General features: G+C 70.9%; 12 protein-coding genes. 2 read left to right on the forward strand and 10 right to left on the reverse strand.

The window, feature by feature from the left end; all coding sequences use genetic code 11:
• Positions 1–6: 6 nt before the first annotated feature.
• Together ACOZ38_RS31740 and erpA are read right to left on the reverse strand one after the other, a co-directional pair.
• Positions 7–993: a carbohydrate kinase family protein gene (locus ACOZ38_RS31740; protein WP_424537121.1), complete on the reverse strand. Its 987-nt coding sequence runs from the start codon at positions 991–993 to the stop codon at positions 7–9.
• A 313-nt stretch (positions 994–1,306) separates the two neighbouring features.
• On the reverse strand, positions 1,307–1,660 hold the full coding sequence (gene erpA / locus ACOZ38_RS31745) for an iron-sulfur cluster insertion protein ErpA (RefSeq protein ID WP_358549406.1): 354 nt from the start codon (positions 1,658–1,660) through the stop codon (positions 1,307–1,309).
• Between the two features lie 205 nt (positions 1,661–1,865).
• Between erpA and nadA the strand changes: the two genes are divergently transcribed.
• Positions 1,866–3,050 (forward strand): quinolinate synthase NadA, encoded by a 1,185-nt coding sequence (gene nadA / locus ACOZ38_RS31750; protein ID WP_405151919.1) that lies wholly within the window; start codon positions 1,866–1,868, stop codon positions 3,048–3,050.
• Positions 3,051–3,122: 72 nt separating this feature from the next.
• Here the strand turns inward: nadA and ACOZ38_RS31755 are convergent, their stop codons facing one another.
• The 7 genes from ACOZ38_RS31755 to ACOZ38_RS31785 form a co-directional block, all read right to left on the reverse strand.
• Positions 3,123–3,863, reverse strand: a complete 741-nt coding sequence (locus tag ACOZ38_RS31755; RefSeq protein ID WP_424534761.1) for an SIMPL domain-containing protein — start codon at positions 3,861–3,863, stop codon at positions 3,123–3,125.
• Positions 3,864–3,935: 72 nt separating this feature from the next.
• Positions 3,936–6,173, reverse strand: a complete 2,238-nt coding sequence (locus ACOZ38_RS31760) for a protein kinase domain-containing protein (RefSeq protein ID WP_424534762.1) — start codon at positions 6,171–6,173, stop codon at positions 3,936–3,938.
• Positions 6,174–6,293: 120 nt separating this feature from the next.
• Positions 6,294–8,126, reverse strand: a complete 1,833-nt coding sequence (locus ACOZ38_RS31765; RefSeq protein WP_424534763.1) for a phosphatidylglycerol lysyltransferase domain-containing protein — start codon at positions 8,124–8,126, stop codon at positions 6,294–6,296.
• Positions 8,127–8,279: 153 nt separating this feature from the next.
• Positions 8,280–8,840: a PspA-associated protein PspAB gene (gene pspAB / locus ACOZ38_RS31770; RefSeq protein WP_405151923.1), complete on the reverse strand. Its 561-nt coding sequence runs from the start codon at positions 8,838–8,840 to the stop codon at positions 8,280–8,282.
• A 4-nt stretch (positions 8,841–8,844) separates the two neighbouring features.
• Positions 8,845–9,753: a zinc metalloprotease HtpX gene (gene htpX / locus ACOZ38_RS31775; RefSeq protein ID WP_424534764.1), complete on the reverse strand. Its 909-nt coding sequence runs from the start codon at positions 9,751–9,753 to the stop codon at positions 8,845–8,847.
• Positions 9,754–9,762: 9 nt separating this feature from the next.
• Complete coding sequence (pspAA, locus tag ACOZ38_RS31780; RefSeq protein WP_358549423.1) at positions 9,763–10,041, reverse strand: PspA-associated protein PspAA; 279 nt, start codon at positions 10,039–10,041, stop codon at positions 9,763–9,765.
• Complete coding sequence (locus ACOZ38_RS31785; protein ID WP_405151925.1) at positions 10,038–10,859, reverse strand: PspA/IM30 family protein; 822 nt, start codon at positions 10,857–10,859, stop codon at positions 10,038–10,040. The genes pspAA and ACOZ38_RS31785 overlap by 4 nt, the downstream gene beginning before the upstream one ends.
• A gap of 304 nt (positions 10,860–11,163) precedes the next feature.
• Between ACOZ38_RS31785 and ACOZ38_RS31790 the strand changes: the two genes are divergently transcribed.
• Complete coding sequence (locus ACOZ38_RS31790; RefSeq protein WP_424534765.1) at positions 11,164–11,715, forward strand: DUF3043 domain-containing protein; 552 nt, start codon at positions 11,164–11,166, stop codon at positions 11,713–11,715.
• A 4-nt stretch (positions 11,716–11,719) separates the two neighbouring features.
• On the opposite strand, the gene ACOZ38_RS31795 is transcribed toward ACOZ38_RS31790, so the two are convergent.
• The gene (locus ACOZ38_RS31795; RefSeq protein WP_424534766.1) at positions 11,720–12,859 is read right to left on the reverse strand and encodes a hypothetical protein; all 1,140 of its coding nucleotides are present in this window, start codon (positions 12,857–12,859) and stop codon (positions 11,720–11,722) included.
• Positions 12,860–12,898 lie beyond the last annotated feature (39 nt).

Consider the following 12,898-nt stretch of genomic DNA (forward strand, 5'->3'; position numbering starts at 1 on the left):
GCGGGATCAGGAGTAAAGGCACCGGATGTGCGCCTCGACCTCGGCGGCGGCGACGGTGCCGTAGGTGGCCGCGAACCGGTCGAGGAAGCCCTGCCTGCCGAGCTGGTACTCCTGGCAGCCGACGTGCTCCAGCACATGGGTCGCGGTGAGGTTGCCGAGCTGGCCGCAGCGCTCCAGGGACAGGCCCCAGACGAGGCCCGACAGGAAGCCCGCGCGGAAGGCGTCGCCGACGCCGGTCGGGTCGACCTTGCCGAGCTCGGGGCTCGGGGGGATGTGCAGGGCCGGCTCCCCCGCGCGGTCGATGCGGGCGCCCTTGGGGCCGAGGGTGGTCACCCGCACTCCGACGCGGGACAGCACCTCCTCGTCGGACCAGCCGGTCTTCTGCTCGACGAGCGCCTTCTCGTAGTCGTTCGTGAACAGGTAGGCGGCGCCCTCGATGAGCGACCTGATCTCGTCGCCGCCCATGCGGGCGAGCTGCTGGGAGGGGTCGGCCGCGAACGGGATGCCGCGCTGGCGGCACTCCTCGGTGTGGCGGACCATGGCGGCGGGGTCGTTCGGGCTGATCAGGACCAGGTCGAGGCCGCCCACGCGCTCGGAGATCGGGTGCAGCTCGATCTCGCGGGCCTCGGCCATCGCCCCGGTATAGAACGAGGCGATCTGGTTGTGGTGCTCGTCGGTGGTGCACAGGAACCGGGCGGTGTGGTGCAGCTCGGAGATGTGCACCGAGGAGCAGTCGACCCCGTGGCGCTCCAGCCAGGAACGGTAGTCGGCGAAGTCGGAGCCGACAGCGCCCACCAGGATCGGCGACAGGCCGAGACAGCCCATGCCGAAGGAGATGTTGGCGGCGATGCCTCCGCGCCGGACCTGCAGGTCGTCGACCAGAAAGGACAGCGACACACGGTCGAGCTGCTCGGCGATGAGCTGGTCCCCGAAGCTGCCGGGGAAGGTCATCAGATGGTCGGTCGCGATGGAGCCGGTGACGGCGATGCGCACGGGGTCATTCTCCTCGTTGTCAGCCTCGACGGACCGCCCAGAATACGGCACGGAAGGGCGCTCCAGGCTGGCGGACCGGCCCGTGGTGATCTTCACGGCGGCCGGACGATCGAGCAGGCGACACGGGGTCATCTGGAGTGAGGTTCGTCACCTGTGACGATGCCGACGCGGCGGGCTTCGACCCCTAGGACGCCCAAGCGGCGGCGCCGCGCACCCGTGCCGGATAGAGGCGCGGGGAGGCCTTTGATGGGTGCGGGCATGACGACACCCCGCCTCGCGGAGTGATCCACGGACGGGGTGCCGGCCGGCGCCTCTAGTTGAAGGAGTCGCCGCAGGCGCAGGAACCCGTGGCGTTCGGGTTGTCGATCGTGAAGCCCTGCTTCTCGATGGTGTCCACGAAGTCCACGGTGGCGCCCGTGAGGTACGGAGCGCTCATCCGGTCGGTGACGACGCTGACGCCGCCGAAGTCGGAGACGACGTCCCCGTCCATCGAGCGGTCATCGAAGAAGAGCTGGTAGCGCAGGCCCGAGCAGCCACCGGGCTGCACCGCGACGCGCAGCTGCAGCCCCTCTTCGCCCTGCTGCTCCAGCAGGCTGCGCACCTTCGACGCGGCCGCGTCGGTCAGGACCAAACCCTGCTGCGTGGTCTCGCTGCTCTCAACCGTCATTTGTTGACTCCCCGTCTGCCCCAACGCCCCTCGGGGACGGAGGCCTGGTTCTGAGGTCTCAGTTAGACGCTACCAACAGCTGGGCGCCGCTACACATTCCTGTCTCACCGTACGGTCCGCCCAACCCCCCGGAAACAACAGCCCTCCCCCGTGTGTAGTGTTTAGTCGTCAACTAGACGATAAGTCCCCAAGGGGTGTTGCAGCCGTGACGACTACCGAGACCGGCCTCCCGCTCTTCGTGCTCGGCCAGGGCACCGACACGCACAGCGAGCGCGGCGTCGACTGCCCCGGCGAGCTGCCCCCGGCCTCCGATCCGGACCTGGTGGCGCGTGCGGTCAGGGCCAAGGCGGCCCTCGGCGACAGGCTGTTCGTGCTCGGGCACCACTACCAGCGCGACGAGGTCATCCAGTTCGCCGACGTGACAGGAGACTCCTTCAAGCTCGCCCGCGAGGCGGCGGCCCGCCCTGCGGCGGAGTTCATCGTCTTCTGCGGGGTCCACTTCATGGCCGAGTCGGCGGACATCCTGACCGGCGACGACCAGCGGGTCGTGCTGCCCGACCTCGCCGCGGGGTGCTCGATGGCCGACATGGCCACCTTCGACCAGGTGGAGGAGGCGTGGGACGTCCTGACGGATCTGGGCATCGCCGACATCACGGTCCCGATCACGTACATGAACTCCTCCGCCGACATCAAGGCGTTCTGCGGGCGCAACGGCGGCGCGGTGTGCACCTCCTCCAACGCCCGCCGCGCCCTGACCTGGGCGTTCGACGAGAGCCCCGAGGGGCCCGCGAAGCAGGCCGGGGACAGGAAGGTCCTGTTCCTGCCCGACCAGCACCTCGGCCGCAACACGGCCGTCCTGGAGATGGGCTTCTCCCTTTCCGACTGCGTGGTCTACAACCCGCACCGCCCGAACGGGGGCCTCACGGATCAGCAGCTCAAGGACGCCAAGGTGATCCTCTGGCGCGGGCACTGCTCGGTGCACGGCCGGTTCACCGCCGAGTGCGTGGACGAGGTACGCGAGCGCGTGCCCGGCGTCAACGTGCTGGTGCACCCCGAGTGCCGGCACGAGGTCGTCACCAAGGCCGACCACGTCGGCTCGACGGAGTACATCATCAAGATGCTGGACGAGGCTCCGGCCGGGTCCTCCTGGGCCGTCGGCACCGAGCTGAACCTCGTCAAGCGGCTCGCCGCGCGGCACCCGGACAAGACCGTGACCTTCCTCGACAGGACGGTCTGCTACTGCTCCACCATGAACCGAATCGACCTGCCGCACCTGGTCTGGGCCCTTGAGTCGCTCGTCGCGGGCGAGGTCGTGAACCAGATCACGGTCGACCCCGAGACCACGCACTGGGCCAAGGTCGCCCTCGACCGCATGCTCGCCCTCCCCTAGCCCGGCCGGCGCATCCGCCGAGGGCCCGCCAACGGCCGGGCCCTCGGCCTCCGCGCGGCAGGGACGCCGGGCTCAGGTCAGCTCGTACACCACCCGGACGCCGATGGTGACCGAGCCGTGCCCGGGGTTGATCGAGGCCTTCTCCGCCAGTGCGAAGCGGGAGGGGGACGTGTCGCCCTCCTCCTCCAGCTTCACGACCCGCCCGAGGCCCCTGCCGGTCAGGGTGGCGTACTGCTGGGCCTTGGCCAGCGCGTCCTTGTAGGCCTTGGCCCGCGCGGCCCTCACCAGCCTCGCCCCCCTCGAGACCTCGAACGAGATGCCGTTCAGCCGCACCTCCTCGCCCACCGCCGCCACCGCGTCGACGACCGCGTCGGCCTTGGACAGATCGCGGACCAGCGCCTCCATGCCCTGGGAGGCGCGGTAGCCCACGACCTTCGGGTACTTCTCGTACTCGGTCCCGAGGGACAGGTCGTTGGTCCGCATGTCGGACTTCGCCACCCCCGCCGCCAGGAGCACCTCCGCCAGCTTGGCGGCGCCGTCCTTCACCGCCGCGAACGCCTCACCGGCCTTCGCCCTGCGCGCCTCCACGCCGACGTTCAGGTGCATCACGTCCGGGATGGTCTGGATGCTTCCGCGCCCGACGACGGTGAGCTCCGCCGGGTCGGCCGCGGCCGCACGCGGCGCGGGTGCCCTGGTCAGGGAGGCGGGCGCCGTCACGGACGGCCCGGAGTCCGCGAGCGCCGCGCCCGCCTGCGCTCCTACGAGGACGATGGCGATGGCGGTGGCCGCCGGCACCACACTCAGCTTGATCATGCGGACATGCCACCACCGGGCGGCCTCCGCACCGGCCGATCCTCTCCGGGGACGGCCGGAACTTGACCAATCTCAGGTCGCCCTGGTGTAGCGGAGGTACTGTTTCTTGTACTCCCCCGCCTTGGCCGTCGCCAGCACGCGGGTCGCGTCGCCCTCGAAGTCGAAGACCACCGCCTCGTAGTCCTCGCCCTTCTTGCGCCACCCCGCGATGTGCCGGTCGTCGTACCAGCCGATGAGCCGGTCGGTCGGGAAGGGCACCCGGGCCTTCTCCTCGCCCTCCGTGGTCCAGACGCAGATCTCGTCGCCCGAGCCGGGGCAGGTGGTGATGAACTGCGTCCCGGACGGCGACACGTCGTCGCCCTCCACGGTCAGCGGGGTGCCGACGTCGAGCAGCGTCGACAGCACCGTCCCGTTCACGTCGTAGAACCTGATGCGCTGGGTCTTCCCCTTGAGCGCCCACGTGCCGACGGCCCTGCCGTCACCGCGCCAGAAGTAGCTCCAGCGGCCGACGTCCTTCTCCTTCACGTGGACGACCTTGGCCTTGCGGGTCGCGATGTCGATGACCGCGAAGCCGTACCCCCTGCTGGTGTCGCCGATCGCCTCGTTGAGGCTGACCAGCACCTTCCTTCCGTCCGGGGACCACTGCGGGAGGGTCGGGTAGACGGGGGCCTTGGCCATCCTGATCGTCGTGGACCTACCGCTCGCCCGGTCGACGAGGGACACCGTGGAGTAGCTGTCCCTGGTGTAGAGGGTGTCGGTGCCCACCGCCCGCCGGCCGTCGTCGCTGACGGTGTACTCGAAGTACTTCTTGGTCCTGGTGAAGGAGTTCTTCCCCGTCGCCCTGACGTAGGCCCGCTTGCCGTAGTCCAGGCTGTAGAACGTCAGCTTGATCGGGTCGACGTCGCTCTCGTGGATCGTGATCGAGCTTCCCGGCAGGTCGATCATCCGGGTCGCGGCGGGCGGCGCCGACGCGGCCGAGGTCGTCGCCCCGGCCGAGGCCGTCACCTCCGGCGTCGAGGGCGTGGCCCCCGGGGAGGAGATCCCCGTCACAGGCTCGCCGGAGCTTCCGGCCGGCAGGCTCCCCGCGACGTTCGGGGATCCGCCGCCGGGGTCGTCTGTGACCGCCCGCACGATCAGGTACCCGCCGCCGCCGACCACCAGCGCGCCCGCGACCACGGCGGCGGTGATCAGGGGCACCCTGCCCCCGCGGCGCCCGCCGGGGCCGGCGGGCGAGGTGTGCCCGGCGCCGCCCGGTCCCGTCACCCGGTCACCGGCCCAAGCGGGGGGCGGTGGCGGCCCTGGCTCCTGCCAGCCGGGAAGCGGCTGCGCGGGGTACGGCCGCGCGGGGTACCCCTGCCCCGGGTACTGGGGCGAGGGAGGCGGCGCCTGGAACCGTGCCTGGCCCCGCGCGGGGTCGGCCCGCCACCTGCGCGTGGGCTCCTGCTCCTCCTGCGCCATGGCCGATCCCTCAGCCATGATCGCGGCGGCGGGCGTGGCGCCGGTGTCGTGCCCGAGCAGGCGCATGAGCACCTCGCCCGCCGACGGCCGCGCGGCCGGGTCCTTGGCCAGGCAGGAGGCCACGATGCCCCTGAGCTGGTCGTCCAGGGCGCTGAGATCGGGTTCGAGGCTCATGATGCGGTGGAACACCGCGGGGAGGCTGTCGGTGCCGAAGGGCGCGCCACCGGTGGCGGCGAAGACCATCGTGCCCGCCCAGGCGAACAGGTCGGCGGCCGGGCCCGCCTGCTCGCCGGCGAGTTGCTCCGGGGTCATGTACGCGGGCGTCCCGACGACCATCGAGGTGAGCGTGGAGCTCTTGTCCAGCGCCTTGGCGATGCCGAAGTCGATGACGCGCGGCCCGTCCGTGCCCAGCAGGACGTTGGAGGGCTTGAAGTCGCGGTGGACGATGCCGGCCTGGTGGATCGCGACGAGGGCCGTCACGGTGCCGATCGCCAGCCGGTGCAGGGCCGCGCCCTGGCGGGGCCCGTCGCGCTCGACGACCGCGTCGAGGGTCGGACCGTCGATGTACTCGCTGACGATGAACGGCCGCTGGCCGGCCACGCCCGTCTCGATCACCTGCGCCGTGCAGAACGTCGCGACCCGTTCGGCGGTGGAGACCTCCCTGACGAACCTGGCGAGCGCCTCCTCGTTCTGGGCGAGGTCGGAGCGGAGCACCTTGACGGCGACGGTGACGCCCGCCGGCGAGCGGCCGAGGTAGACGACCCCCTGACCGCCTTCCCCGAGCCGGGCGGTGAGTTCGTAGGCCCCCACTTGTACCGGGTCGCCGGGCCGTAACGGCACCGGGTTCGACATGGCTCCCCTCCGTCCCCCCACTTATGGACTTATTTCAACCCATTGTGGCGTGCTCGTGGGGAAGACATAGCTTTCGGGTCCAAGCCGTACCCGTAGCGTGATCCGCGCCGCCCGCGGCGCTCAGCCGTCCTCGCGGGGAGCGGCGATGGCGGCCGGGCGCGCCCCTCCGCCGCGCAGACCCCGGCGGAGCAGGGTCGGCAGGCTGGGCACGGCCAGGAAGCCCTCGGCGATCACCGAGGCGAGCCCCACCTTGGGCAGGTCGCGCGTGTCGTCGAAGGCGAGGAAGCGCGGCACCCACCGGGGGTGGTACTTGGCGTTCGCCCGGTACAGCGACTCCAGCTGCCACCACCGGGAGAAGAACACCAGCGTGCACCGCCACAGGCGCAGCACGGGTCCCGCGCCGAGCCTCGCGCCCCCTTCGAACACCGACCGGAACATGGCGAAGTTGAGCGAGATCTCCTTCACCCCGAGCTCCCCCGCCTGGGCTACCAGCCCGGCGACCATGAACTCCATCAGCCCGTTGTCGGAGCCCCGGTCGCGCCGCATGAGGTCCAGCGACAGGCCGTCGTCGCCCCACGGCACGAACGACAGCAGCGCCGCGAGCTTCCCGTCGGCGTCCCTGGCCTCGACCAGGACGCAGGAGCCGTCCGCCGGGTCGCCGAGCCGGCCGAGCGCCATCGAGAACCCCCGCTCGGTCTCGGTGCCGCGCCAGGCGGCGGCGCGCTCGATGATGTGGCGCATCTCCTCCTGGGACAGGTCGGCGTGCCTGCGGATCCGCAGGGTGAACCCGGCGCGCTTCACGCGGTTGACCGCCTGACGCACCCCGCGCATGTCCCGTCCCTCCAGGCTGAACGACCCGGTCTCGATGACCGCCTCGTCCCCGAGCTCCAGGACGCGCAGGCCCGCGCGCGCGTACGCGTGGGCCGCCGCCTCGCTCGGCCCGATGGCCGCGGGCGCCCACCCGTAGCGGCGGGCCTCGTCCATCCACGCCCGGATCGCGGGCCCCCAGGCCTCCACGTCGCCGATGGGGTCTCCGCCGGCCAGGCAGACCCCCGCCACCACGCGGTACGAGACCGCCGCCTTGCCGCTCGGGGAGAAGATGGCGGCGCGGTCGCGGCGGGTGGTGAAGTAACCGAGCGAGTCGCGCGAGCCGTACGCCTCGACCAGCGCCCTGATCCGCTCCTCGCTCTCCGGAGGCAGCTCCGCCTTGGCCCGCTGGGAGCGGAACAGCACGGCGAACGCGACCAGGACGGCGATGGCGCTGAGCAGGCCGATGACGAAGTTCACCCAGGACGGCGGGCGCCCGGAGCGGTAGAGGTCGAGGGTCGCCGCCCCGCCGAGCGCCCGCTCCAGGGCCCAGGGCACGTGATGCCGGGTCTTCAGGGTGCCCGGGAAGATCGTCACCAGGACGCATCCCACCGCGAAGGAGACCGCGAGCAGCGACCCGAGCGTGGCCAGGGCCTTCCTGAACGACCCGCGCCGCGTGGGGGCGAAGAACTCGTCGTGCGCCGCGGCGAGGATCCCGAGGACGACGGCCGACACCACGAGGTTGACCTCGGAGGCGAGCACCTGGCGGGTCAGGGCGAACTCCTCTACCAGGTCGGGCATCAGCGACGACGACAGCACGACGGCCAGGTTCCCGAGGACGAGCAGCACGAAGATGGTCATGAGGACCCAGTAGGCCGCCCGTTTGTGGCGGGCGAGCGCCCCGGCGAGGATCCCGAGGAACACCGCGTAGCCGAGGTTCGGCTCGACGGGGAAGACCGCCATCTCGATGAAGCCGGTGACCTGCCTCAGCAGGTGCCGCATGGGCGGGACCACGGCGATCACCGCCGAGTACACGGCGGCCACCGCCATGCACACCGACATCACCCTCGGCACGACGGCCCGGAACCGGCCCCCGCCCTCGGCTTCCCCGGCCTCTCTGACACGGCCGTGCTCGGTCACTGCCACCCTGTTTCCCCCCGGAGATGGCTGATCTTCCGGGTGGTATACCCGGCCATTCGCATACCTAAGGGCGAGAACGACCTGCGTGATCGTCTTCCTACGGCCTGCGGGACGGGCGGATGGCGGGGAACGCGGCGGAGGCGGGGAGCCTCCCCGGCGTCAGAGTCCGGGGGCTCCCCACAGGGGAAACCACCGGGACAGGTCGGGCTCGATCGGCAACTCGCCGCCGAGGGCTCCCCGCACCTGAAGCTCCAGCGCGTTGTCGCGGTGCTGCCCGGGAAGCGGGGCGAAGGGGTAGAACGTGCCCTGCTTGTAGAGGTACACGACGGCCAGGGACCGGTCAGAGGCGTCCTTGAAGGTCACCAGCGAGCACAGCAGCGACGGCCCGAAGCCCGCCCCCTCCAGCGAGGAGTTGACGCCGTGCAGGTCGGTGACCAGGCTGCTGAGGTCGTCGGACGGCCTGCGGGCGAGCAGCCAGGTGTAGCCGTAGGAGTCGTGCGACTGCTCGATCTCGGCGTCGCCGAGCAGCGCCTTGATGTCCTGCTCCAGGGTGGCGAAGGCGCCCCCCTCGGCGGACCTGAAGCAGACCGAGCCGAGCCCGGTCGGCACGAAGCCGGTCGCCGCCTGGAGCGTCACCGCCGCCGAGGGCAGCGCGAACAGCGTGTCCAGATTGGGCTTGGCGGGCTTGCTGCGCCCGAGTAGCGCGTCCAGCCACCCCATGCGCTCAGGCCCCCCGGCCGAGCTGGGCGGCGATCAGGCTGAGCTGCTCCAGCCTGCGCTCCAGCGGCGGGTGGGTGGCGAACAGAGTGGCCAGGCTCGCCCCGTTGCGGCTGGAGAGCGCGGGGGCGAAGAAGAAGGCGTTGAACGGCTGCGCATCGCGCAGGTCGCGCGTAGGGATGCGGGACATCTCGCCCGTCACCTTGACCAGCGCGCTCGCGAGGGCGCTGGGCCGCTGGGTGAGCAGGGCGCCGGCCCGGTCGGCCGACAGCTCGCGGTAGCGCGACAGCGCGCGGGTGAGCAGGAAGCTGATCGCGTACACCACCATCGAGACCAGCATGATGATGAGGCCGATCGGGGGGCCGTTGTTGTTGCCCCGGTCGCGGCCGAGCCCGGAGTACAGCGCGAAGCGGGTCATCAGGCCGGCGACGATGCCGAGGAAGGACGCGATGGTCATCACCGCGACGTCGCGGTGCGCGACGTGGGACATCTCGTGGGCGACGACGCCTTCGAGCTCCAGCGGGTCGAGCCGCCGCAGCAGGCCGGTGGTCACGCAGACGACGGAGTTCTTCTGGTTGCGGCCGGTGGCGAAGGCGTTCGGGACGTCGCTGTCGGCGATCGCCACGCGGGGCTTCGGGGAGTCGGCCAGGACGCTCAGCCTGTCGACGAGGCCGTGGAGCTCAGGCGCCTCCTGCGGGGAGACCTCTTTCCCGTGCATCGCGAACAGCGCGATCTTGTCGGAGAAGAAGTACTGCACCAGCAGGAGGCCCCCGGCGAGGACGAGCACGACGATCGCCTGGACTCCCATGACGATCAGGACGCCCACGAAGACGACGTAAAGCAAGCCGAGCAGGAACATGGTCACGACCATGCGCACGGTGAGACCCCGGTCGGGGGCATACCGGGTTTGTGTCATATATCCAAACTAGCCTGGTATAAGACCTGAATCGCCAAGCATGCCCCTGACTTCATCGATCGAAGCGTCGGCCGGGGGCAAAATCAGCTCCGAGGGCTCCAGGGCATCGTCCGGCAGCGGCTTGCCGATCTGCCGCACCTTGTCGAGCAGCGCGTGGAGCTTCGAGCGGAACTGGGCCTCGTCGTCGGTCTCGATCGCGGCCTCTAGCTCGCTGTCGAGGGTGTTGAGCACGTCGATGTCGCCTTCGGCGATCTCGCACTGCCCCTCGCCCATGATTCGGACGATCACAGGCCCTCCCCCGGCTGACGGTACTGCTGGGTCGGCTGCGACTGCTGCTGCGGGGCCGCCTGCGGAGCGTGCTGCTGACCCGGCTGGCCGGCCTCGATCGCGTCACGCGGCGCGGGACCCTGGCCCAGCTCGGCCTTCATGCGGGCGAGCTCCAGCTCCACGTCGCTGCCGCCGCCCATGCGGTCGAGCTCGGCCTGGATGTCGTCGGGACGCGAGCCGCTGAAGTCGTCGAGCGCGCCACTCGCCAGCAGCTCGTCGATCGCGCCCGCGCGCGCCTGCATCTGGGCGGTCTTGTCCTCGGCGCGCTGGATCGCGAGACCCACGTCGCCCATCTCCTCGGAGATGCCGGAGAACGCCTCGTTGATGCGCGTCTGTGCCTCGGCCGCGGTGTAGGTGGCCTTGATGGTCTCCTTCTTGTGGCGGAAGGAGTCGACCTTGGCCTGGAGGCGCTGGCTCGCGAGGGTGAGCTTCTCCTCCTCGCCCTGCAGGTTGTTGTGCTGCACCTGCAGGTCGGCGATCTGGGTCTGCAGCGAGGAGCGGCGGCTCAGAGCCTCGCGGGCGAGGTCCTCGCGCCCCACGCTGAGGGCCTTGCGACCCTGGTCCTCCAGCTTGGTGGCCTTCTGCTGAATCTGGTTGATCTGCAGCTCAACCCGCTTGCGCGAGGTGGCGACGTCGGCCACGCCCCGGCGAACCTTCTGCAGTAGCTCAAGCTGCCGCTGATAGGAGTAGTCGAGGGTCTCGCGCGGATCTTCCATCTTGTCCAAGGCCTTGTTGGCCTTGGACTTGAAGATCAAGGAAAGTCTCTTCATCACGCTCATGCGCGTTGGCCGTCCCCTTCTTGGTAGTGCTGTGCCTATGCTCCCGCTGGCTGCGACGCTCGCTGGCCGTATGCTCGCTGCGCTGGCATCCATGCTCCCTTGCGCCGACTCGCAACTCCATAGGCTGCTCACTCATCGTCAGCCCCCGATTATCGCGGCAAAGTCGCCTAGGTCCACCCTACGCATAACGCACGAGGGCGTCATTAAGTTGCACCGCCGGTAGGCTGACGTCGTGTTCCGACGTCGTACGCAGGCCCCCGTGGATGACTCCCCCTCCTCGTCTTCCGAGACGCAGGCCAAAAGCATGGGAAAGGGTCGCCCTACCCCCAAGCGCCGCGAGGCCCAAGGCCGCCGCCGCCAGCCGGTGACCGCCCCCACCAACCGCAAAGAGGCCTACAAGCAGGCGCGCGAACGCCAGGCCGCCGAGCGCGTCCGCGCGCGCGAGGGCATGCTGAAGGGCGAGGAGCGCTACCTGCCCGCCCGTGACCGAGGTCCGACGCGCAAGCTCGCCCGCGACTGGGTCGACTCCCGGCGCACCATCAGCCAGTACTTCCTCCCCGTCTCGCTGCTCCTGCTGGTCGTCCTGTGGACGATCCCCATGTTCGGCGGCCAGACCGGCATGCTGCTCTACTCCTACGCGATCACGATCCTGTGGCCGCTGATGATCGTCGCGGTGGCGGGCAGCTCGTTCTTCGTGGCCCAGCGGGTCAAGAAGGAGGCGGCGAAGCGGTTCCCCGACGAGAGCCTCAAGGGCGTCGGCTTCTACGCCGCCATGCGGGCGATGCAGATCCGCCGCCTGCGCTTCCCTCCGCCCATGCTGCTTCCCGGCGGCAAGCCCGTCCCGCCCAAGAGGTGACCGCTCATCGGGCCGGCGTCCAGAGCAGCCGGCCCGCGCTCACCTCCGGTCGCAGGCCCCGCAGCGGGCGTCCGCTCTTCAGGGAGCGCGCCGTGTCCCTGAGCAGCGCGTAGTACGACGACCAGCCGATCTCCACGCCGGACATGAGGCCGTCCCCGCTGAGCACTTCGACGCCGCGCTCGGGGTCGGCCTCCAGTCCCGGCCCTCCCTCGAAGCCGGCGAAGAGGATCCCGCGGCCGTTCACGGCTCCGGCACCGCCTCCTGCGCACGGCGCGCGCCAGGTGTCACGGATCATCTCCCGCACGCCCAGGGCCCGTACGCCTGTGGTGCCCGCGCCGGGGAACCCGAAGCCGGTGGCGCGGGAGCCGTTGTGGCGGAGCAGGGACGCGCGCAGGCTCGCGGGCAGGCGCACCCCCATCCGCGACTCCGCGAGCGCGATGGCCCCGGCGCTCGCGGGAGGCCGGAGCTCGCCGTACGTGACGGGCGCGCGGGCCCTGAGCCACTTCTCGATCCGCCGCCACTGGTGATCGACCGCCTTGGCCACGCGCGGGTCCACCGGACGCGGGACCACCGCCTGCGTGGCCGGTGTGCAGGCAGGGTCCGGCGGCTCCAGCAGGACGCTGCCCTGGCTCGGATCCTCGCCGGCCATATCGGCATACCGGCGATCAAAGCCCGTCGTCCGGCCCTCGGTCCACAGCGAGCAGATCACCCCGCAGGACCAGAAGTCGTCGCCCGCCGACGCTTGATCCGACGGGCCGAAGACCGCCTGCTCGAAGAACTGGCCGGCGATGACGACGCCGCACAGCGCGGCGGCCAGGTAGCCCAGACGGCCCACCGGCCTCCATCGGATCGACTCGCCGTTCAGGAGCCGGGCGACGGCGGCTCCGCCCTCCGGCCTGTCGTAGCGCTTCAGGTCCGCCGCCGAGGGACGGCCGAGGACGGGTTCCGCCCGCTCGGGCTCCGCGCCGGGTTGCCCTTCCCCGTCAAGCACGAGCGCGGGGTCCCGTACGGGATTTTGCGGCGACGGCGGGCCACCACGCCGCGGCAGGGACCGCCAGGCCCACACCGCCGCACCGATGACGGCGCCCGCGGTGGTCACCGCGAGCGCGAGCCGTACGAATCTCGAAGTGATCAGCCGCCGCACGCCGGGCAGACTATCCCGAATCAGATCACCGAAAGGCGG

Source organism: Sphaerisporangium viridialbum, assembly GCF_049674955.1.
Classification (GTDB): Bacteria; Actinomycetota; Actinomycetes; order Streptosporangiales; family Streptosporangiaceae; genus Sphaerisporangium; species Sphaerisporangium viridialbum.

Bases quoted from the DNA above. Each gene is read 5' to 3' on its own strand.
- ACOZ38_RS31755 (WP_424534761.1), bottom strand. From the start codon at position 3,863: ATGATCAAGCTGAGTGTGGTGCCGGCGGCCACCGCCATCGCCATCGTC.
- htpX (WP_424534764.1), bottom strand. From the start codon at position 9,753: ATGACACAAACCCGGTATGCCCCCGACCGGGGTCTCACCGTGCGCATG.
- ACOZ38_RS31760 (WP_424534762.1), bottom strand. From the start codon at position 6,173: ATGTCGAACCCGGTGCCGTTACGGCCCGGCGACCCGGTACAAGTGGGG.
- pspAB (WP_405151923.1), bottom strand. From the start codon at position 8,840: ATGGGGTGGCTGGACGCGCTACTCGGGCGCAGCAAGCCCGCCAAGCCC.
- erpA (WP_358549406.1), bottom strand. From the start codon at position 1,660: ATGACGGTTGAGAGCAGCGAGACCACGCAGCAGGGTTTGGTCCTGACC.
- ACOZ38_RS31790 (WP_424534765.1), top strand. From the start codon at position 11,164: ATGGGAAAGGGTCGCCCTACCCCCAAGCGCCGCGAGGCCCAAGGCCGC.
- ACOZ38_RS31785 (WP_405151925.1), bottom strand. From the start codon at position 10,859: ATGAGCGTGATGAAGAGACTTTCCTTGATCTTCAAGTCCAAGGCCAAC.